Annotated in this window: 20 protein-coding genes; 9 read left to right on the forward strand and 11 right to left on the reverse strand. The window is 45.2% G+C overall.

Translation table 11 applies throughout. The features are described 5' to 3' along the window. Window positions 1–4: 4 nt before the first annotated feature. The 6 genes from fpoI to fpoA are packed head-to-tail and all read right to left on the reverse strand — an operon-like array spanning window position 5 to window position 4,038. Window positions 5–415: a F420H2 dehydrogenase subunit FpoI gene (gene fpoI / locus EQO05_RS09110; protein ID WP_128505796.1), complete on the reverse strand. Its 411-nt coding sequence runs from the start codon at window positions 413–415 to the stop codon at window positions 5–7. Between the two features lie 4 nt (window positions 416–419). After that, window positions 420–1,460: a F420H2 dehydrogenase subunit FpoH gene (gene fpoH, locus EQO05_RS09115; RefSeq protein WP_128505798.1), complete on the reverse strand. Its 1,041-nt coding sequence runs from the start codon at window positions 1,458–1,460 to the stop codon at window positions 420–422. Between the two features lie 7 nt (window positions 1,461–1,467). Continuing rightward, entirely contained in the window at window positions 1,468–2,592 is a 1,125-nt protein-coding gene (fpoD, locus tag EQO05_RS09120) for a F420H2 dehydrogenase subunit FpoD (protein ID WP_128505800.1), read from the reverse strand. Window positions 2,593–2,601: 9 nt separating this feature from the next. Next, window positions 2,602–3,078, reverse strand: coding sequence for a F420H2 dehydrogenase subunit FpoC (gene fpoC / locus EQO05_RS09125; RefSeq protein ID WP_128505802.1), 477 nt, complete (start codon window positions 3,076–3,078; stop codon window positions 2,602–2,604). A gap of 46 nt (window positions 3,079–3,124) precedes the next feature. Further along, window positions 3,125–3,676, reverse strand: coding sequence for a F(420)H(2) dehydrogenase subunit B (gene fpoB, locus EQO05_RS09130; RefSeq protein ID WP_128505804.1), 552 nt, complete (start codon window positions 3,674–3,676; stop codon window positions 3,125–3,127). Next, on the reverse strand, window positions 3,664–4,038 hold the full coding sequence (fpoA, locus tag EQO05_RS09135; protein WP_128505806.1) for a F420H2 dehydrogenase subunit FpoA: 375 nt from the start codon (window positions 4,036–4,038) through the stop codon (window positions 3,664–3,666). The genes fpoB and fpoA overlap by 13 nt, the downstream gene beginning before the upstream one ends. 1,001 nt (window positions 4,039–5,039) lie before the next feature. Between fpoA and EQO05_RS09140 the strand changes: the two genes are divergently transcribed. The 9 genes from EQO05_RS09140 (at window position 5,040) to EQO05_RS09175 (ending at window position 13,031) form a co-directional block, all read left to right on the forward strand. Then, on the forward strand, window positions 5,040–5,201 hold the full coding sequence (locus tag EQO05_RS09140; RefSeq protein WP_128505808.1) for a 4Fe-4S binding protein: 162 nt from the start codon (window positions 5,040–5,042) through the stop codon (window positions 5,199–5,201). After that, on the forward strand, window positions 5,198–6,475 hold the full coding sequence (locus tag EQO05_RS09145) for an NAD(P)/FAD-dependent oxidoreductase (protein ID WP_128505810.1): 1,278 nt from the start codon (window positions 5,198–5,200) through the stop codon (window positions 6,473–6,475). The genes EQO05_RS09140 and EQO05_RS09145 overlap by 4 nt, the downstream gene beginning before the upstream one ends. 23 nt (window positions 6,476–6,498) lie before the next feature. Continuing rightward, complete coding sequence (cofG, locus tag EQO05_RS09150) at window positions 6,499–7,500, forward strand: 7,8-didemethyl-8-hydroxy-5-deazariboflavin synthase CofG (protein WP_128505811.1); 1,002 nt, start codon at window positions 6,499–6,501, stop codon at window positions 7,498–7,500. A gap of 25 nt (window positions 7,501–7,525) precedes the next feature. After that, entirely contained in the window at window positions 7,526–8,653 is a 1,128-nt protein-coding gene (cofH, locus tag EQO05_RS09155; RefSeq protein WP_128505813.1) for a 5-amino-6-(D-ribitylamino)uracil--L-tyrosine 4-hydroxyphenyl transferase CofH, read from the forward strand. A 47-nt stretch (window positions 8,654–8,700) separates the two neighbouring features. Continuing rightward, window positions 8,701–9,855 (forward strand): 5-amino-6-(D-ribitylamino)uracil--L-tyrosine 4-hydroxyphenyl transferase CofH, encoded by a 1,155-nt coding sequence (cofH, locus tag EQO05_RS09160; RefSeq protein WP_128505815.1) that lies wholly within the window; start codon window positions 8,701–8,703, stop codon window positions 9,853–9,855. 362 nt (window positions 9,856–10,217) lie between these two features. Continuing rightward, a complete protein-coding gene (locus EQO05_RS15540; RefSeq protein ID WP_164888520.1) occupies window positions 10,218–10,361 on the forward strand; it encodes a hypothetical protein in 144 nt (47 codons plus the stop codon). A gap of 76 nt (window positions 10,362–10,437) precedes the next feature. Then, window positions 10,438–11,064, forward strand: a complete 627-nt coding sequence (cofC, locus tag EQO05_RS09165; protein ID WP_128505817.1) for a 2-phospho-L-lactate guanylyltransferase — start codon at window positions 10,438–10,440, stop codon at window positions 11,062–11,064. 570 nt (window positions 11,065–11,634) lie between these two features. After that, the gene (locus tag EQO05_RS09170) at window positions 11,635–11,811 is read left to right on the forward strand and encodes a 4Fe-4S binding protein (RefSeq protein ID WP_128505819.1); all 177 of its coding nucleotides are present in this window, start codon (window positions 11,635–11,637) and stop codon (window positions 11,809–11,811) included. Next, window positions 11,808–13,031 carry a digeranylgeranylglycerophospholipid reductase gene (locus EQO05_RS09175; RefSeq protein ID WP_128505820.1) on the forward strand — a complete coding sequence of 408 codons (1,224 nt, stop codon included), beginning with the start codon at window positions 11,808–11,810 and terminating at the stop codon, window positions 13,029–13,031. Before EQO05_RS09170 ends, EQO05_RS09175 begins: the two co-directional genes overlap by 4 nt. Window positions 13,032–13,552: 521 nt before the next feature. On the opposite strand, the gene EQO05_RS09180 is transcribed toward EQO05_RS09175, so the two are convergent. The 5 genes from EQO05_RS09180 to dnaJ form a co-directional block, all read right to left on the reverse strand. Beyond that, the gene (locus tag EQO05_RS09180; RefSeq protein WP_128505822.1) at window positions 13,553–14,983 is read right to left on the reverse strand and encodes a TrkH family potassium uptake protein; all 1,431 of its coding nucleotides are present in this window, start codon (window positions 14,981–14,983) and stop codon (window positions 13,553–13,555) included. A 56-nt stretch (window positions 14,984–15,039) separates the two neighbouring features. Beyond that, complete coding sequence (trkA, locus tag EQO05_RS09185; protein ID WP_128505824.1) at window positions 15,040–16,386, reverse strand: Trk system potassium transporter TrkA; 1,347 nt, start codon at window positions 16,384–16,386, stop codon at window positions 15,040–15,042. Window positions 16,387–16,715: 329 nt separating this feature from the next. Then, window positions 16,716–18,146 (reverse strand): TrkH family potassium uptake protein, encoded by a 1,431-nt coding sequence (locus EQO05_RS09190; RefSeq protein WP_128505826.1) that lies wholly within the window; start codon window positions 18,144–18,146, stop codon window positions 16,716–16,718. 24 nt (window positions 18,147–18,170) lie between these two features. Continuing rightward, window positions 18,171–19,517, reverse strand: coding sequence for a Trk system potassium transporter TrkA (trkA, locus tag EQO05_RS09195; RefSeq protein WP_128505827.1), 1,347 nt, complete (start codon window positions 19,515–19,517; stop codon window positions 18,171–18,173). 656 nt (window positions 19,518–20,173) lie between these two features. Beyond that, entirely contained in the window at window positions 20,174–21,343 is a 1,170-nt protein-coding gene (dnaJ, locus tag EQO05_RS09200; RefSeq protein WP_128505829.1) for a molecular chaperone DnaJ, read from the reverse strand. Between the last annotated feature and the right edge of the window lie 48 nt (window positions 21,344–21,391).

The following is a 21,391-nucleotide window of genomic DNA, read 5'->3' on the forward strand; positions in this document are numbered from 1 at the left end:
CCGATCATCTCTCGTCACCTTTTTCAAGATCGACTTCCCGGGAGAGTTTATCAGGGGTCATAAGCAGGTCCTTATGTTTCCATTTAATGAGACCTTTAGTGTATTCCTTACCGCTTGAGAGCGCGCTTTTCGGGCACTGGTCGATGCAGAGCCCGCAGAAAAGGCAGTGCCCTATATCAATCTGGGGGAACCAGCGCTGTTTTTCACTGCCTGGCGCAATCGGAGCTTTTACGATCTTGATTGCAGCGTTAGGGCAGGTATTGGCGCAAATGCCACAGCCTATGCATTTACTTTTATCCAGTATCTGAAGCCCCCTGAACCGGTCGGAAAGCTCGCTGCATTTTTCCGGATACATCCGGGTTACTGCAGGCTTGGGGATGTTTTTAATCGCGTACTTAATATTTTTAAGAACCATGATCTCACGCTCCCAGGTAGAGTCCGAGCCCTACTGCCCAGACCAGATTTAAAAGGGCAAGGGGAAACAGCTTTTTCCAGCTAAGGTCGACAACCTGATCGATCCTGAATCTCGGAACAGCCCATCTGAGGCCTATAATTACCATAAGTACAAAGACGACTTTTATAAGCAGGAAACCTGTAGGGGCGATAAGGCCGAGCACGGCATTGTTTGCAACAAAGCCAGGTACGTTCCAGCCGCCGAGGAAGAGCAGGGCTACAAGGAAAGAACCAAGGATCATGTGGATATATTCGGCAAAGAAACCGAGTCCGAAACGCATTCCACAGTATTCCGTAATCCAGCCTGCTATAAGTTCTTCTTCGGATTCATTCTGGTCAAAAGGAAGCCTTCCCATATCGGCCATAAGTGATACAAAGAATACGAAGCACCCAAGGGGCTGCAGGAAGATATTCCAGAGCAAGCCCTGTGATCTTGAAATTTCCACAATGCTCAGGGAGCCTGTCATAACAGCTACACTTACTACGCTTAATCCTAGAGGGACTTCATACCCTACCATCCGGGCGAAATTTCGGAAAGCCCCGAGCAGGGAATACTTATTATTCGAGCCGTAAGCCACCATGAAAATCCCGAAAATCGAGATTGCAGACATTGCTTCAATGTAAAGCACACTGATATCCATCTGGGTGACTGCAAGCGGGTACTCGACCCCATTAATAAAGACCGCGCCTACAGGAATGGCAACCAGCATAAGAAAAACCGAACCAATCATAAAGATATTAGCATTATTGAAAAGTAAACTGTCAGCATTCAGCGGCTTTAAGTCTTCTTTCGTAAAAAGCTTGATTGCATCGGCTACAAGCTGCAAGAGCCCGTATTTTCCAACGCGGCAGGGTCCCATCCTGGACTGGATATCGGCAGAAAGCTTTCGTTCAAGCCATACGGCTCCCATTGCTCCGAGGAAAATAACTCCAATCAGAGAAAGGCCAACTGTCCCGCGGATCCAGGGAAGTAAAGGAAGTATAAATTCAGGAATTTCTATCGGCATTTTATAATCACCTGTCCGCCTCACTGGTACAGCCGTCCATGCTGCCCGAGATTGCTGCTACATCCGCAACCGTCGTACCTTTTATAAGAGGGGGCAGAGCTTGCAGGGTTGGGTAATAAGGCCCTCTGATCTTGACTCTGTAAGGCTTGTCCGAGCCATCGGAAATCATGTACATTCCCATTTCCCCTCTCGGGTCTTCCACCCTGTGGAATACCTCACCGGCCGGAACTCTCATTACCGGAGTTCTCCTGCCGTACAGGGTATCCTCCGGGAAGATCGGGCCGCCTGGGAGCTGGTCAAGACACTGTTCTATTATGTAGATACTTTCCCTTATCTCGTTAAGCCTGACCTGTACTCTTGCAAAGCTGTCTCCTGCGGTTTCCGTGCAGATTTTAAAGTCCAGGTCTTTGTAAACCAGGTAAGGCTCGTTTTTCCGGATATCGAAAGGTACGCCGGTTGCACGCAGGGCAGGCCCTGAAACCCCAAGGCTCTTTGCAGCATCTGCAGTCAGGGTGCCAACTCCAACAGTTCTTTCCCTGTAGATCCTGTCAGTACGGAACATTTCCTCAAAGTCGTTGATGGCTTTTTTAAGGTTGTTCAGGACAGGAATCGCCTTTTCTTTAAAGCCATCCGGAAGGTCATCGCGTACTCCTCCGAACCTGAGATAGCTGTGAGTGATTCTAGCTCCGGTTACCATATCAATCAGCCCTAGAACCTCTTCCCTTTCCCTGATCGTGTACATGAACATGGACATGAAGCCGATGAATTCCCCGAACTCGCCCATACCCAGCAGGTGGCTCTGAAGCCTTGTGAGCTCCTCAAGAATAACCCTGATATACTGAGCCCGCTCAGGCGGCTCGATACCTAACAGTTTCTCGGTACAGCCTACAAAACATTCCTCATTTACAAGGGCTACAAGGTAACAGATTCGATCCACGATCGTAATTCCCTGGAGATAGGTCTTGTTCTCCAGGATTTTTTCAATACCTTTGTGAATGTATCCCAGTTCTACCTCGGCATCCACTACAGTTTCCCCTCTTAATCTCAGGTTTAACCTGAAGGGACCGGGCTGCATGGGATGCTGGGGGCCCAGGTGTATGATCATCTCATTTGATCCAAGCTTTTCTTCCATTTTTCACCCTCACACCAGATTCCTGGCTGTCTTGTTCGGGAAGCCCTCGTAATCTTTCCTGAGGGGCCATTCTCCAAGCATATCTTCGGGAAGTACAAGTGGCTTCAAGTTAGGGTGATTTTTAAACAGAATCCCGAAAAGCTCGTATGTTTCCCTTTCATACCAGTTTGCGTTCCAGTACACCGATACAATGGATTCGACTTCCGGGCTATCCCTCGGAAGCCTGGCCTTAAGCATAAGAACCACTGGATGGTCGTATGATGCGATATGATAGACTACTTCAAGCTCATTCCTTTTTATGTAGTCCACCCCGCAGACTGAGCATAGGTGGTCGAATTGAAGAGCATCCTTGAGATACTGACAGACTTCCTTTGCCTTCTCTTTGTCCACATATGCCCTGGCACGGATTTCGGAATCGGCAGTTGCTTCGGAAATTGCCTCAGGAAATTTACCTGTTAATGACTTGAGAATTTCTGTAACGTCCATAATTTTCCCTCAAATGAATCTAAGAGCCGGGAGAATCTCAGTAACTTTAATACTCCGTGCCCCGGTCCTTTTTGGCTTTGATTTTTTCCTGAAGCTCCACAAATCCCTGAAGCAGGGCTTCGGGCCTTGGAGGACATCCCGGAATGTAAACATCAATCGGGAAGATTTCATCGATATTCTGCACAGTGCTGTAGGATTCGTAGAAGGGTCCGCCACTTATGGAGCAATCTCCCATAGAGATTACCCATTTAGGCGCAGGCATCTGCTCCCAGAGTCTCTTTAAAGCAGGCAGGTATTTCTTTGTCACATACCCACTGATTATCATGACATCAGCCTGCCTCGGGGAGTTCCTTGGAATGATCCCGAAACGGTCAGTGTCATAGTGGGCACAGCCTGTGGCGATCATTTCAACACCGCAGCAGCCCATAGGCTGAGTCATAAACCACAGCGAGTTTTTCCTTCCCCAGTTGATAATATCCTGAGCCTTGGATTTCTTGATAAGATTATGAATCGCACTGGTTGTAGTCGTGATAACTCCGGGAATTTCTTCGGAGATTTCATCGGATTTACTCGTCTTTTTCTCCTTTACTTCACCCATGTGAGAGCCTCCTTCTTCCAGAGATAAATGTATCCGAAGAGCAGTATGAAAACAAAGATAAACATCTCAACTATTGCGATAGAAGTGATCCCGTGTCCCTTATAGACTGTGACCCACGGATAAAGGAAAAGCACTTCAACGTCAAAGAGTACAAAAGCAATTGCATAAAGATAATACTCAACATTGAACTGGATCCTTGCGGTCCCTGTGGGTACCGAACCCGATTCGTATGTCGTGTATTTGCCGGCTGCCCTGCTCCTGGGACTCAGTTGCTTTACCATAAACATTGTCATCGGAGGCATAACAAGTGCCACGACAAGAAATATTGCAACTGGTATGTAGCTATCAATTATTTCAGACATTAATATCACCTGTTAAAGTGCAACAACCTGAATTGCAGCGTTACATGACATGGATGTGGGTTTCTGGACAAAAAACTGCGTCCGAGCATCCGGTTTTAATGAAATCGCATTCGGCCCCGACACAGGTCCCTTGAAAATGCCTGAATCCACAGGTCCTTAATTGAAATAAAAGGATTCCCGTATACAGGCATTTGCTTCCGGGCTCTGAAAGTTTAGATTCATTTGCCCAGGATTGTGTAGTAAATTACCAGAAGTGCAGGAGAACTCCTGCTTCAGGCAGTATAAGATCCATTGAATGGAATTAATATGATTAATAGTTAAGATTACAGGACTCTATAATTACTCCTGCAAATGAATGTAAGGATATTTATAATTATTTGCTAAATAATTAATATTATATAAATATTAAGATTAAATAAATGGATTAAATAAATAGATTAGATAAATAAATCTTCTTTTAAATTATGAATATGTATAAAAAATAACATCAAACGCATTGGCCCGTTTATGAGATTATATACAAGCCATAATTATATAATTGCTCTTATGATGCACACAACTTTAATAATATAATTTATTGTATATATAAGTGATTCTACCGAATACAAATAATTATATATAGAGTTTAATTATTCCAGATTGAATAAAAAAACTGCAAAATAGTATAAATAATCGTGACAAATACAATAGACAAAGCTTCTCAGGTCATTTGAAAACAAAAATAGTAAAAGACTAAAAAATAGTCAAGACCTTCCTGCCGCAGACTCTGAAACGGAATCTTTCGTTACCACTTTTGAGGCAAATTACTGAAAACAATATTAACTTCGCAGGAACATGTTATAAAACATTTAGTAAGGAATAGATAAATCACCTATCACCGATTGCAACATATAATCGCCATATCCATGGATAAAAAATACGCTTCCGGATATAATCCTGAGAATACACTGTACCAATACATTATAATAAGTCTTTCATGATAGGAAAGCTGGTGGAATCGCATGAAGATTAACGAAAACTGTGTAGGGTGCGGCCAGTGCGCTTCTTTTTGCAAGAAAGGGGCAATAGAGGTAAAGGGAAAGGCACGAGTTACTGATGCCTGTGTAGACTGCGGAATCTGTATGCTCTACTGCCCTGTTAAAGCCATAGAGGTGCCGGCGTGAAAGCGATTATAATTGGTGCGGGGCTTGGAGGACTTTTAAGTGCGGCCAGACTCTCAAAGGCAGGATACGAGGTTGAGGTTTATGAACGGCTTCCTATCACAGGAGGAAGGTTTACAAACCTGAATTATAAAGGATTCCAGCTTTCGAGCGGAGCTTTTCATATCCTGCCCCACGGACCTTCCGGTCCTCTGGCTCAGTTTCTCAATGAAATCGGAGCCAACGTTGAGATTGTACGGTCAGAAACGACAACCGTGCGAGTGCCTCTGAAAAAGGGCATCCCGGATTATGGGAAAGGCTTCAAGGATATTTCTTTTTCCGACTTTTCTACGCTTCTCTCCCATAAAGACCGCCTGAAGATTGCCTTTCTTATAGTCAGTACACGAAAAAACCGCCCTTCAGGATTTACTCTCCAGACCTGGCTAAGGACCCAGGTTAAGGATGAATGGCTTGTAAAATTTGCCGATGCTTTCTGCGGCTGGGCGCTCAGCCTTAGAAGTGACGAAGTCCCTGTGGAAGAAATCTTCGAGATCATTGAAAACATGTATAGATTCGGCGGTCCGGGCGTTCCCATCGGCGGGTGCAAGGGAGTAATCGATGCTCTGGAAAGCGTAATTGCCACATATGGCGGAAAGATCCATACCGGCACCGAAGTTTTAAAAATCTTTATGGAGGGCGGTAAAGCCGCAGGCGTGCTTATTGGCGAGGAGGTTCATAAAGCAGACTTGATAGTGAGCAATCTGGGTCATGTTGCAACGGCCTGCCTGTGCGAGGAAGCCCTCTCAGGAGAGAAAAACTCAGGATACCTCCAGAAGCTTGAAACCCTGAAGCCGTCTGCCGGTATAAAGATCTGCCTTGCTGCGGACGAGCCGCTTGTAGGGCATACCGGCGTCCTTCTGACCCCTTATGCGAAAAGGGTAAATGGGATCGACGAGGTTACCCAGGTTGACCCGGGGCTCGCTCCGCCCGGTAAGCACCTTACAATGTCCCACCAGTACGTAGCCCCTGAGAATGTGAAAAATCTCGAGGCTGAAATCGAATTAGGGCTTCAGGATCTTAAAGAAATCTTTCCCGGTAAAAAATACGAAGTCCTGCTCATCCAGTCATACCACGACAGCTGGCCGGTAAATAGGGCAGCTTCAGGTACGGACCCTGGCAATGAAACCCCGATTCCCGGACTTTATGTTGTGGGGGACGGAGCCAAGGGGAGAGGAGGCATTGAAGTCGAAGGCGTAGCCCTTGGTGTGACTGCAACCATGAAGAAAATTCTCGGCTAAACAAACCCAGCAGGTGTTAAACCATTCCACCGAAAAATCCCGATTTTGTAACTTACTCGAAAAACGTTTTCATCCCTGTAACCAATATCTGCAGGAATCGCTGCGGGTACTGCGGCTTTCGGCGAGAGCCCGCTCAACCGGGCGCCAAGCTTATGAAACCCGAAGAAATCCTTCCTGTACTTGAAAATGGGGTAAAGGCGGGATGCACTGAAGCTCTTTTCACCTTCGGCGAATTTCCGGAGGAGGTGCCGGAGTACAGGAAGTGGCTCAAAGAACTCGGTTATTCCTCCACCCTGGAATACCTGCTCTTTCTATGTGAAACTGCAATCGAAATCGGAATCCTCCCTCATACGAATGCAGGAGTCATGACACGCTCGGAGCTGAAGGCTTTAAAGCCTTTGAATGCAAGCATGGGGCTTATGCTGGAGAGCACGGCAATCCTTGACGCCCATAAGGACTGCCCGGGAAAACTTCCCGAACTCAGGCTTGATACCATCCGGGAAGCCGGGAAGCTCAGGATTCCCTATACTACAGGCCTTCTTGTAGGGATCGGGGAGAGACGGGGGGATAGAATCGAGTCCCTTGAAGCTATTGCGGATCTTCATAGAAAATATGGGCATATTCAGGAGGTTATTATCCAGAACTTCGCCCCAAAGCCCGGAACACCCATGGAAGCCTTCCCTGAGCCTGCAGTCGAGGAAATGATTGATACTATAAAGCTTGCCAGACAGATTCTTCCGCCTGGTGTGGCAGTGCAGGTTGCCCCAAACCTTATAGACCCTAAAGCCCTTATCGCAAAAGGGGTTAGTGACCTTGGAGGCATATCCCCGCTGACAATTGACTGGATTAATCCTGAAGCCGAGTGGCCGGATGTGATGAATTTGCAGGAGAGACTAGGATCGATTTTGCTAAGGGAACGCCTGCCAATTTACCCTCATTATGTAAAAAGAGGATGGTATTCGGAAAGGATAGGCGGGCTGGTAGCACAGCTTTCGGATACGGAAGGTTACAGGAAACAGCCCTGATCAGGGCATGCGGAGAATTAGAAAAATGAACAGCAAAATTCCCGAAGACCTTATAGAACGCGCATATCAGGGAAAGAGCACAAAGGAAGACGGGCTTCTTCTCATGGATATACCTCCTTTCGAACTCTTCAGGTTTGCGGATGAACTCCGCTCCCTTACGGCAGGAGATACGGTTACTTACGTCGTAAACAGGAATATTAACTTTACCAGCAGGTGTGTGGGAACCTGCGGGTTTTGCGCATTCAGGACGAATAATGGCAAGGTTCTCACCCTTGAGGAAATAATGGCAAAGGTAAGGGAGGCAGCGCAGGCTAATGCTACCGAAGTTTGTATCCAGGGGGGGCTTCTGCCTGACGCAGACCTGGATTTTTACCTCGGGATTGTAGAAGCCGTAAAAGCCGAGTTTCCTGAAATCCATATCCATGCTTTTTCGCCAATGGAAGTTTACCATATTTCCCGTATCAGCGAAGTCCCGGTAAAAGAAGCCCTGCTAAGTCTTAGGCGGAGCGGGCTTGACACCATGCCAGGCACTGCAGCCGAGATTCTTTCGGACAGGGTGCGGGAGATTATCTGTCCCTCAAAACTTAAGACCTCGCAGTGGATCGAGGTGGTCAGCCAGGCACATGCTGCAGGCATTCCCACAACAGCGACAATGATGTATGGGCATGTTGAGACCCCGGAGGAAAGGATCGACCATATGTTGATCATCAGGGAAATCCAGAAAGGAACAGGCGGAATTACGGAATTTGTGCCTCTGCCTTTTATGCCCTATAACAACCCGGTTGGGGAAAAATTGATAAAAGAAGGCCGATATGCTACGCCTGGTATTGAGGATCTGAAAACCTATGCAATTTCCCGTATTCTTCTTAACGGGCATGTAAACAATATTCAGGCAAGCTGGGTGAAATTAGGAAAAAGACTTGCACAATTTGCCCTTCATTGCGGGGCTAACGATCTTGGGGGCACCCTTATGGAAGAAAGCATTTCCAGATCGGCAGGAGCTTCTAACGGTGAGGAAATCTCCGTAGAAGAACTGGAATGGATAATCTATGGAGCCGGAAGAGTTCCGGAAGAAAGAACCACTCTGTACGGAAGAGTGAATGAGCTGGTTTCGGGAAATCCGAAGCGATCAGGGTGCGGAGTCTCAGAATAAACCTATCAAATCGGGTAGAGATATTAGCTTAAACAGGAATGATCGGGATGTACATGAAGAAACCGGCAGCAATTCCCAATGATGTCCTTGAAAGGGCACATCAGGGAAACTGTACTAAAGAGGATGCGCTTATCCTGCTTGAAGGAAGCCCATTTGAGTTATTCGAACTTGCCGATACCCTGCGTGCCCATGCCGTAGGCGATACTGTTAGTTATGTCACGAACAGGAACATTTACATTACAAATAAATGCGCAGGAAACTGCGGATTCTGCGCCTACAGGACGGAAAAAGGGTATATACTGAGCGTGGAAGAAATCCTGAAAAAGGTTGGGGATGCAAGGAAAGCCGGGGTTGTCGAGGTCTGCGTCCAGGGAGGCTATATCCCGGAAATAGATATAGAATTTTATCTCGAGATTGTGGAGTCAATAAAAGCCGAATTTCCTGAGCTCTGCATTCATGCCTTTTCCCCTATGGAGGTTTATTATGCGGCAGGAATCTCAGGCATGTCCGTAAAAGAGGCTCTGCGTAAGCTTAAGGAAAGCGGGCTTGAATCTCTTACCGGAACTTCAGCCGAAATCCTTTCCGATAGGGTGAGAAAAATAATCTGCCCCGGAAAAATCAACACCCAGCAATGGATCGATACCATAAAGGCTGCACACAAAGCCGGGATTTCTACTAATGCGACCATTATGTACGGACACGTGGAGACAGTCGAGGAACGTCTGGACCATATTTTTACAATTCGTGAAATCCAGAGAGAGACCGGTGGGTTTTCGGAACTCATTCCAATGTCCTTTTTGCCCTATAATAACAGGATAGGAGAAAAAATGCTGGCATCCGGTAAATTCGCAAGCACAGGACTTGAAGACCTGCAGCTCATTGCAATTTCCCGTATAATTCTGCACACTTACGTAAACAATATTCAGGCCACCTGGGTTAAGCTTGGGAAAAAACTTGCACAGTTCGCCCTCCAGTGCGGAGCGAACGACCTCGGAGGCACGCTTATGGAAGACCAGATCTCAACAGCGTCCGGAGGAAACCACGGGGAATATGTATCTCCTGCCGAGTTCGAATGGATGATAAAAGGGGCAGGAAGAATCCCGGTGCAGAGGGATACTCTCTACCGGAAAGTCGAGCCAGGTTTCCCTAACAGAGCCAATCTTCCAGCCTTCGGAAAAACAAAAATCAGCAGCAGAGAGTAAACGCCAGGTCCCGTCTCGGGAGGACGGGACCCTTATCGCAAGCCTTTTCAAAAAATCCTTGACCGCAAGCCTTTTCAAAAAAGGCTTGAGCGAAAACCTTTTCAAAAAATCCTTGACCGCAAGCTTTTTCAAAAAATCCTTGACCGCAAGCCTTTTCAAAAAAGGCTTGAGCGAAAACCTTTTGAGAAAAGGTTTTATCGAAAACTCTGATTTATCGAAACCGGCAAAGCGGCGTGATAAACCGGCGCAACGGTTTCAACGCAAGCCTTTTCAAAAAAGGTTTGAGCGAAAACCTTTTGAGAAAAGGTTTTATCGAAAACTCTGATTTATCGAAACCGGTGTAACCGGGGCGGGCTCAATCGATGCTACGCTTGCGGAACAACGGTCGCGGCTCAAGAGGGCTTAATTGTAATGGTGTGATAACTAAAATAAGCAGGGCTGTTGAGAACACCTGCGAGCCTGAACGGAAGGAGATGAACGAATTTTTCGGGCAGCAGGGGTTTTAATTAATTATATAAATTTCAATGATAAGATTAATATTTACTCTTATTTGTGTTTTAATTTATATTTTCAGGAGTCCAGATGAAAGCTGTAATTCCCTATAAAAAAACCAGTGCTAAATCCAGATTATCCCCTGTCCTGAGCCTGGAAGAGAGAGAAGAGTTTGTGGAATTAATGTTAAATCAGGTAATAGATACCCTTAAGGAAGCCGGAATTGGAACAATCGATATTCTCAGTCCTTCGAGATACGGGCTTGAGAGCATGACGAAAGCCAGTGTGCTTCTGGATGAAAACGACCTGAACGAGGCTCTTAACCGATATCTTGAGCAGGCTGAGGAGCCGGTTATGATTGTTATGGCTGACCTTCCCCTTCTTTCTCCAGGTCATGTTAAAGGGATAATTTCAACAGAAAGAGATGTTTGTATTGTCCCTGGAAAAGGCGGGGGTACAAATATATTGTTTATCAAAAACCCTTCAGGCTACAGGGTCAGGTATTACGGATCGAGTTTTCTGACGCACTGCTCGATTGCAAAAAACACAGGGCAGGATGTTGAGATATATGATTCCTTCCTTGCAGGCACCGATATAGATGAGCCCGAAGACCTGGTCGAACTGTTTATACACGGAAGCGGAGCTGCGAAAGAGTATATAAGCAAAAAGTTCAGGCTTGAGATTAGCAGAGGAAGAGTAAGGCTGGCTCCGGTTTGAAATTATCGGGTGACGATTTTTAACTATCGAAACAGAAAGATTATATGGAATTTGAAAGAAACTGTTATGTGTACAGTAAGAACTGGATTAGCAGAACTGACTGGTGGGAAAGGCTCTGGGGGACAGAACCAGTTTTGTATGCATAGATGTACATCCAGTAGCTTTATGTTTAGTAGCCTTATATTTAGAAACCTTATATTGAGACGGAAAAGAAAGGTAAAACCTGAATTTTCCAATCCGATTTCAAATCAAAAAGTATAAATATAATTTATCAGTTAGTTTGAATTCGAATAATATAGAAACAAACTAATATTTAGAGCATTACGGTTCAAGTAATTAACCTGTAAGCAAATCGAGCTTGTCTGAAAAAATGCGGCTTCGCAAATTAGAGAAAACCTTAATTTTCAGGAGTTAAAGGTTGGAAGTGAAAATATTTCAGACCTGGCAGATATAATCAACAAAAAAATATATGATAGAGAACTGTTATTACTGCCTTAAATTGCGAAAATTTGCCAAACTGCCTAACACCCATATTTACCTTATTTGCCTTTAAAAGTTACAGGTGAGCTGGTGAGCATCAAGATAAACCGATATAAATGTGGATACTGTGGTGCCTGTGTAGGAGTCTGCCCTAAGGGAGCACTCGAACTTGTAGAGACCCTGGTCGAAGTAGATGAAAGTACGTGTATCGCATGCGGGATATGCGATCGCATCTGCCCTGTGGGAGCAATTGAGGTAATGAAATGAAGGACAGGTACGATGTTTTAGTGATAGGAGCAGGTCCTGCAGGTTCCATTGCTGCCAGAACTGCAGCCGAGAAGGGACTTGATGTGCTTTTAATCGAGAAACGGCAGGAGATAGGTGATCCTGTACGCTGCGCTGAAGGCGTCAACAAAGAATATCTCAAAAAACATGTGGAAATTGACAAGAGATGGATTTGTGCTGACCTTAAAGCTTCCTTTATTTACGCTCCGGATGGTACTCGGATAGAAATGGCAGAGGAAATCTCTGGTGGAGAAGTAGGTTACGTCCTTGAGAGAAAAGTGTTCGACCGGGCCCTTGCAGAACATGCCGCTGCCGCCGGGGCGGAAGTGAGAGTAAAAACCCGAGCAACTGACCTGATAATCGAGGATGGCTTCGTCAGGGGAGCCAGGCTAATGCATATTGGAAATATGTATGATGTGCGTGCCAGCATAGTTATAGGGGCTGACGGGGTCGAGTCAAAGGTAGGAAGATGGGCAGGTATCGATACTTCCTTAAAACCCATAGATATAGAAACCTGCACCCAGTACCTGATAGCCGGAGAAGGTATAGACCAGGACCATTGCGAGTTTTATATAGGAAATGAGATTGCACCGGGCGGCTATGTATGGATCTTTCCGAAAGGCGAAGGCAAAGCCAATGTAGGGATTGGAATTCTCGGGAACAGGACGGGAAAATTTAAACCCAGACCTGTAGATTACCTTAACAGCTTTCTGGATAAGAAATTTCCCAATGCCAGTGTAGTCGAGATGGTCTATGGAGGAGTTCCGGTATCGGGCAGCATTGAGAAAACTTCCGCTAACGGGTTGATGCTAATCGGAGATGCTGCCCGGCAATCCGACCCGATTACAGGGGGCGGAATTCTAAACGCTATGGAAGCAGGGAAACTGGCAGGAGAAGCTGCATATACCGCCATATCCGCGGGGGATGTTTCTCTTCAGAAACTTGAAGAAGTTTATGAGAAGCGGTGGAGGGCAACCATAGGGCATGACATTGACATGAGCCTTATCGTAAAGAATTGCTTTATCAATCTAAGCGACGAAGACCTGAACTCCCTTGCTCATTCCCTGAAAGATGTAAAATTTGATAGGATGAGCCTCCTCGATTTGTTACAGGCTCTCTTTAAAGCCAACAGAAAACTTCTCTGGGATCTTCGAGTACTCTTCAAAGATGCTGCAAAAGAAGTAGCAAGAAATAAGTTATAAAGCCCGGAATCCGGGCATTTTTTTCATCTAATTAAATTTCCTTTTTTAGTTTTACAGGACTTTTCACAACTGTTGTCCCGAAACCGTTGCGCCGGTTTCTCACGCTCCGGTTACATCGGTTTAGATAAAGCATGATTTTCGCTCAAGCCTTTTTGTAAAAGGCTTGTGATCAAACTTTTTTTGAAAAAGTTTGCGTTGCGCCGGTCGATCACGCTCCGGTTACACCGGTCTAGATAAAGCATGGTTTTCGCTCAAGCCTTTTTGTAAAAGGCTTGTGATCAAACTTTTTTTGAAAAAGTTTGCGTTGCGCCGGTCGATCACGCTCCGGTTACACCGGTCTAGATAAAGCATGGTTTTCGTTCAAGCCTTTTTGTAAAAGGCTTGTGATCAAACTTTTTTTGAAAAAGTTTGCGATAAAAGTTTTATCGAAAAAGTTTTCGCTCAAGCCTTTTTTGAAAAGGCTTGCGGGCAAGGATTTTTTGAAAAGGCTTGCGGGCAAGGATTTTTTGAAAAATCGTGGGTCAGCGGTTCCAGAATTCGGGCGTAAAGAGTAAAATCACAGTATAAACTTCAAGCCTGCCGATCCACATATTCGCAATCAGGACCAGTTTTCCCAGCGGAGGGATGGGGTCAAAACTGCCCATCGGGCCTACAACATTCAGGCCTGGTCCTATATTACCGAGGGTGGCTATGGACGCAGTAACTGAGGTTATTATATCCATGCCCAGAACTGAGAGAATAAGGGCGCTTGAGACAAAGATAAGCAGATATATGGCAACAAATGAGACAATGGAATTGACGATCTCCTCAGGCACGTTTCTATTGTTAAATTTAACACCTTTTATGGCTCTCGGATGAAGAGCCTTAAAGAGTTCCATTCTACTGTGCTTAAGGAGGATAAGAATACGTACAACCTTGATGCCTCCGCCTGTAGAACCGGCACAGGCACCAATAAACATGACTATAATAAGTATCATTTTCGCAGAATCGGACCAGAGATTAAAATCGGTTGTCGCGAACCCGGTGCTGGTCATAATCGTAACTATATGGAAGATTGAAAACCTGAAAGAATCAAAAACGTCTGTGCCGAGGTCTCGCCAGAGCAGGAAGGTAAGAAGCCCGCTTGCAGCGAGGATCAGAGCAGTGTAGAACCGAAATTCTTCGTCCTTAAAAAGAAGATTTTTGTCTACAAATATTGCTCGATAGTAAAGGGCAAAGTTTGCACCGGCAACGAAAGTGAAAAACGTTATTATATACTCAACAAGAGGGCTATAAAAAGCCCCAACGCTCAATGTGTAATTGGAGAAACCTCCGCAAGCCATTGTGGTAAACATATGATTAAGTGAGTCATAAAGAGAAACTCCTGCAAGCATAAGGGCGACAACCTGCAGGAAGGAGATTACAAAATAGATCATCCAGAGGATTCTTGCGGTTTCCCTTACCCTTGGCTTCAGCTTGTCCTCGGTAGGTCCAGGCGCTTCAGCCCGGAAAAGCTGCCTGCCCGCAACCCCGAGTTTTGGCAGGATGGCAATGAAAAGCACTATGATACCCATGCCCCCAAGCCACTGGATCATGCCGCGCCAGAAAAGGATGCCTTTAGGATGACTTTCAATGTCTGTTAAGATTGTCGAACCCGTGGTGGTAAATCCTGACATGGATTCGAAGAGAGAGTTCAGAGGAGAGATTCCATCCAGCACGAAAGGTATGGCTCCGAAAAATGCAGCTGCAAGCCAGCCCAGGGCGACTATTGCAAAGCCTTCTTTGCGCATCCACTCTTCTTCGGTCTTATAGGAGAGCAGGAGAAAGCCTGTAAGAGTGGTTATGAGAACCGAAACCAGAAAAGGAGTTAAACTCTCTCCGTAATAGTATGAGACTCCTAGGGGCACTAACATGAGCAGACCAAGGAGCCTTAGTAAGCCTCCAAGTACATACAGGACAATTCTAAAATTCATGCGGATCCTCTGTTTTAAAGCCTGTTAGACCCTTTCGAATTTTTTGTATTTATTCTTTACTTAAAAAACTTCTCTACCGCCGAAACCGCAGAGGACAGCGCAAAAACTATTACCCTATCTCCTTCACGAATTACGGTATCTCCTCTGGGTATAATCGTGTCATCGTTGTGAACCACCATGGTAACGAGCGCCCCTTTAGGAAATTTAACCCTGTCAAGGGATTTTCCTATGATTTTTGAACTTCTTGAAGCCGTATATTCAATGATCTCCGCCTTTTCGCCTTCCAGGGTGGCAAGTTTTTCAATACCCCTGCCCATTGTAAGCTTAAGTACCTCGTTTACGGTTGCTTCCCTAGGACTGACTGCCATGTCTATGCCAATCATTTCGAAGAGGGGCACGTAATCCGAACGGTCAGCTCTGGCGATCACCTTCCTGGCTCCCATTTGCTTCGCCAGAAGCGAACACAGGAGATTTTTCTCATCATTATCCGTAACTGCAAGCACGACATCCATGTCTTCAATATTCTCTTCTCTCAAAAGGTTGACATCGGTGCCGTCCCCGTTTAAGATGAGGGCATTTTCCAGCATCTCAGCCACTTCTATGCAGCGGCTTTTCCTGTACTCGATAATCTTAAGGTCTGCATTTTCGTCTTTGTCAATCAGTTTAGCCAGATAAAAGCCTACAATTCCGCAGCCTATGAGGAGAATTCTGTTCCTATGAGGCCCCCTATTCCCGAAGATTCGTCCAAGTTCTTCCAGGGCTCTGGGCTTGCCTACAACTACTACATGATCATTTGCACGAATAACATCATCCCCATGAGGTATGACTATTTCGTGTTTCCGAAAGATCGCACTTACAATGCAGCAGTCATCAAGCTTGAGATCACGTATTTGCTGCCCTACAAGCCTGTTGTCAGAACGGATGGCGAATTCCATCATCTGTACTTTTCCCCCGGCAAAAACTTCCGTATCTATAGCTGAAGGGGTTGAGAGTACCTCGGCAACCTCCGAAGCAAGCGCAAGTTCAGGGCAGATCATGACATCGACTCCGACCTGAGCCCTTGAAGTTACAGGCACATCTATATAATCAGGATTGCTGACTCTGGCGATTGTCTTTGTTTCTCTCCAGCCGGGATGGGACCTTATGATAAGTTTTGCAGTCATGCAGGCAACAATATTGACTTCGTCGACCCCTGTGACAGCAACCAGGATATCTACATCGTGAAGGATACTTGCGAGAATATCAGCATTTGCACCATTTCCCGCCAGAACCTGAACATCGAGCTCATCTGCCCTTCGTGCAACCTCCTCATTTTTCTCAACAACAATTACGTCATGTGTGAGGGAAAGAAACTTTGCGATATGATATCCAACCTCGCCTGCCCCTATAACTACGGCTTTCATAAGATTTCCTCAAAAAAGCTTGATTTCAGATAAATAAACCTGTTTGCTTAAGTAATCTTGGAAAAAGAAAACGTAAATAGTCGTGTTTATGATAAGTATTATGCAGTACTACCATAAAAAACCTTCAATGGGAAAATAGGGGATTGAACCCGGAGTCGTAGCAAGGGGCAAGCCGTCAAGAACTTAATTTCATGGAAAAGAATAAGACAAAGGATATAGGAACGGTTTAATTTCCTGAGAGCAATTCGCTTTTCAAGGAATTGTTTACTTCCAAAGCAGTGTTCTCCCAGGAATAGTCTGCCTTTTAAGGTTTAGACGAATTCCGATTTTCAGGAGTGCCAGAAATCGCTTGTAAAGAGTACAAGTACGGTGTAAACCTCAAGCCTGCCTACCCACATATTATTAATAAGAATGATTTTGCCGAGCGGCGGGATTGATTCAAAGTTTGCCATAGGCCCTACAATATTAAAACCCGGGCCTATATTTCCGAGAGTCGTTATCGAAGCTGTAAACGAGCTTATCATATCAACTCCCAATAGTGCTAGAAGCACCGTACCTACGACGAAAACGCCGATATAAAGCACAACAAAAGACAGGATTGACTGCAAAACGTCATCAGGTACTGCTTTGTTGTTAAATCGGATAGGTCTGACGAGTCTGGGGTGAATAAACTTAAAGAGCTCCCTCCTTGCATATTTTAACATCAATAGAAAACGCACAACCTTCATGCCGCCGCCTGTAGAACCGGCACACCCTCCGATAAACATTACTGCAAGAACCAGAATTTTTGCTGAATCCTTCCACAGGTTAAAATCAATTGAAGCAAAGCCGGTAGCTGTCATAATAGAGGTTATCTGGAATATGGCATAACGGAAAGAATTGAATGGAGAAAATCCCATATCTTTGAATAGAACAAGTGTAAGTAAACCTGTAAAACCCAGAATAAAATAAGAATACGCCCTGAATTCCTCATCTCGAAAGATGGCACTTTTATTGACACGGATAGCCCGGTAGTAGAGAGCAAAGTTAGCCCCCGCAACAAACATAAAAAATGTGAGGATAAATTCGATTACAGGACTGCCAAAAGCTTCTATGCCTGCATTGTAGGTAGAAAATCCCCCGCAAGCCATGCAGGCAAAGGTGTGATTGAGAGCATCGTAAAGAGACATTCCTGCCAGCACCAGAGCCATAACTTCAAGGGCAGAGATAAGAATATAGAGTGTCCACAGAATCCTTGTGGTTTCCCTTATTCTTGGCTTCAGCTTATCTTCGGTCGGACCAGGAGCCTCGGCCCTGAATAGCTGGCGGCCGGCAACTCCAAGCTTTGGTAGAATTGCTATGAAAAGTACGATAATCCCCATGCCCCCAAGCCAGGCAGTGAAAGATCGCCAGAAGAGAAGACCTCTGGAATGAGCTTCAATATCCACGAGAATTGAAGAACCCGTTGAAGTAAAACCTGACATTGTTTCAAAAACGGCATCAATAAAAGAGATTCCTTCAAAAAGAAAGGGAATAGCCCCGAAAATAGCTGCTGCAAGCCAGCTCAAAGACACAATGGCAAGCGCCTCTTTTTGTTGCCAATCCTCATGGCCTTTAAACCGCATAAGGAGCAAGCCAGCAATAAGGGTTATGAAAAAAGAAACAACAAAGGGTAGCAGCGGTTCCCGGTAGTAAAAAGCTACTAAAAGGGGAACAAGCATTGTAAACGCCAGAAGGAACAGAATTTTCCCTAATGCATTGAAAACTGCCTTGTTATCTATAAGAAACCACCCGCCTTTTAAAACTCATCTGAAAAATTTCTCTATTTCCGAGATTGCAGAAGCCATTGAAAAAATGACCACCCTGTCCTGGTTTTCAATAACGAAATCTCCTCTGGGAACTATAGTATCCTTTCCCCGAACCACCATATTGATGAGAGCTCCTCTGGGGAACTTTACTTTGTTTAAAGGTTTCCCGACAATTTTCGAGCTTTCGGAAGCCGTATATTCGATGATTTCCGCTCTTTCGCCTTCAATAGTTGTCAGGGTTTGTATTCCCCTGCCCATTGTAAGCTTAAGTACCTCATTTACGGTCGCTTCCCTGGGGCTGACTGCCATATCTATGCCGACCATTTCAAACAAAGGAAGATAGTCTGAACGGTCAGCCCTTGCAATTACTTTCTTTGCACCAAGCTGCTTTGCAAGCAGAGCACACAGAAGATTTTTCTCATCACTGTCTGTGACTGCAATAACAACATCCATCCTCTCGATATTCTCTTCCCTGAGCAAATTGAGATCAGTACCATCCCCATTTAAAACCAGGGCATTTTCCAGAGTCTCGGCAACTTCTATGCAACGGCTTTTCCTGTGCTCAATAATTTTCAGGTCGGCATTCTCTTCTTTATCTATCAGTTTGGCCAGGTAAAAGCCTACAATCCCGCAGCCTATAATAAGAACTCTATTTTTATGGTGTATTTCACTCCCGAAAACACTGCCCATGCCTTCCATAGCCTCAGGTTTACCCACAACTACTACATGGTCATTTGCCTTTATAACGTCGCTTCCATGCGGAATAATTATTTCATGTTCACGGAAAACCGCACTTACAATGCAGCAGTCAGCAAGCCGGAGGTCCTTCATCCTCTTTCCTACAAGCCTGCTTTCGGGACTTATTGCGAACTCAGTCATTCGGACTTTTCCCTCGGCAAACATCTCGGCATCTATGGCTGATGGGCTTGACAGGATTTCAGCAACTTCGGAAGCAAGTGCAAGCTCAGGACAGATCATAAGATCGACTCCAACCTGAGCCCTTGAGGTTACAGGCGAATCTATGTAGTCCGGATTGCTGACTCTGGCAATGGTTTTAGTTTCTTTCCATTCGGGCTTGCCCCGAGTGATTAGCTTGGCAGTCATGCAGGCTACAATGTTGACTTCGTCGACCCCTGTGACAGCCACTAGCAGATCAGTGCCCTGAAGAATTTTTGAGAGAAGCTCGGCATTTGCCCCATTTCCTTCGATAGCAAGGACATCAAGTTCGTCTGCTCTTCTTAATGCTTCTTCAGCTTTTTCAATAATTATTACATCGTTTTTTGGGGAAAGAGCCTTTGCAATATGATAACCTACTTCCCCTGCGCCAATAATTATAACCTTCATATCACACCTTCAGAAAAACTGTTTTTAACTGACCTGATATTATAAAATCTGACGGACCAGAAGCAACAGGTATGGAATAAATCGAGATAGAAAAAATTCAACGAAAAAATATACAAAGTTAAGAGAAAGTGGAGAGGACAAAAATATAAAATGCAGTCAGATAGATTGTTTTTAATGAAATTGATCAGCGTATTGACCATCTCTGGAATTTAATGTTTTGAAACAGAACTTATAAGGCCAGTTTTTTGCAAAGCTACTTCAGATTAAAGCTCTGGTAAAGTTTTAAACTTAAGCAGTTATATATATAAATCTTTTCAGATTTTTGCAAATAAATAAAAAAGTAAACCAGAACTATAGAAATAAAATAACGGAGAAAGGAAAAAAGCAGAAGGGATAAAGGAATAGGAAACCCCACAGACACGTCAGGGAAGGCTAAAATCCGGGTGTTAATAGATAAAAAAGCGTTTAATTGGAGAAAAAGACCAGATTGGAAATAAGAAGGAAATGTAACCCGGGAAAAAGATAAAAATAGAGAGCCCGGAACAAAAATGAAGTACTTCGGAATTAGGAAAGAAGGTGTCAATATTGAAGAGGAAGAAATCCAGCATTAAAGAAGAGACCATTTAAAAAGGTAAAAGCGCGGCTAAAAGCTGCTCTTAGCCCTCAAAAGCATCCTTTACCTTATCAAAAAATCCCTTGTTTTTCCTGGATTTCTCTGTAGATTTATCGTGTCTGCCTTTCTCATTTCCGTCGGTATTTTTGCTGCTGCTCAAAGCTTCGAACTGGCGAAGAAGTTCTTTTTGTTCGTGACTGAGTTTTATTGGAGTCCTGATTACAACCCTGACGAGCTGGTCACCTTTTCTGCTTCCGTGCAGGTGCTGGATACCTTTATCTTTAAGTCTGAATACGGAGTGGGTCTGAGTTCCTGCAGGGATATTCATCTTGACCTTTCCGTAAAGGGTATCGACCATAATATCCGTCCCGATTGCGGCCTGGGCAAATGAAATAGGAAGCTCGGAAATCACGTCATAATCCACCCTCTTAAAGTAGTTATGCTCCATCACATGAAGTACGACATAAAGATCTCCGGACGGTGCTCCGGGTTCTCCCGAATCTCCCTCTCCGCTAAGCCTCAGGCTCATGCCTGAATCGGCTCCTGCAGGCACGTTTACTGTTATCTTTCTAGTGTTCCGGACTCTTCCCGTGCCGCTACAGACCGGGCATGGAGACTCAATAACCTGACCCCTGCCGTGACAGGTAGTGCAGGCTGTAGTGCTTATAAACTGCATACCCAATCCGGAGCGCGTAGTGCGGATCTGCCCAGTACCGCCGCATGTGGGGCAGCGTTTCGGGCTTGTGCCAGGTTTGGCCCCGGTTCCGGAACAATTAGAACACCTTTCCGTCCTCGGAACGTCGATATCTTTACGGACTCCAAAGGCTGCTTCTTCGAAGGTGATATAAAGGTCATACTGGAGATCGGATCCTCTCCTCGGCCCCATAGGGCCTCTTCTGCCTCCTCCTCCGCCGAAAAACATCTCGAATATATCCCCGAAACCGCCGAAATCTGCACCCCGGAAGATATCTTCTGCGCTGTACTGCCCGTTTATTCCGGCATGCCCGAAGCGGTCGTACTGAGTCCGTTTCTCAGGATCTGAAAGTACTGCATAAGCCTCGGAGATCTCCTTGAACTTTTCCTCAGACCCGGCTTCTTTATTCCTATCAGGATGGTATTTTAGCGCAAGTTTTCGATACGTTTTCTTTATATCCTCAGGTGAGGCATCTCTGGATAATCCAAGAATTTCGTAATAATCACGTGTTGTGGCCATCAGGATTCCCTGTTGTTTTAAAAAAGATAAAACTCCGGAGCCTGCAAG

Source organism: Methanosarcina sp. MSH10X1, assembly GCF_004099695.1.
Taxonomy (GTDB): Archaea; Halobacteriota; Methanosarcinia; order Methanosarcinales; family Methanosarcinaceae; genus Methanosarcina.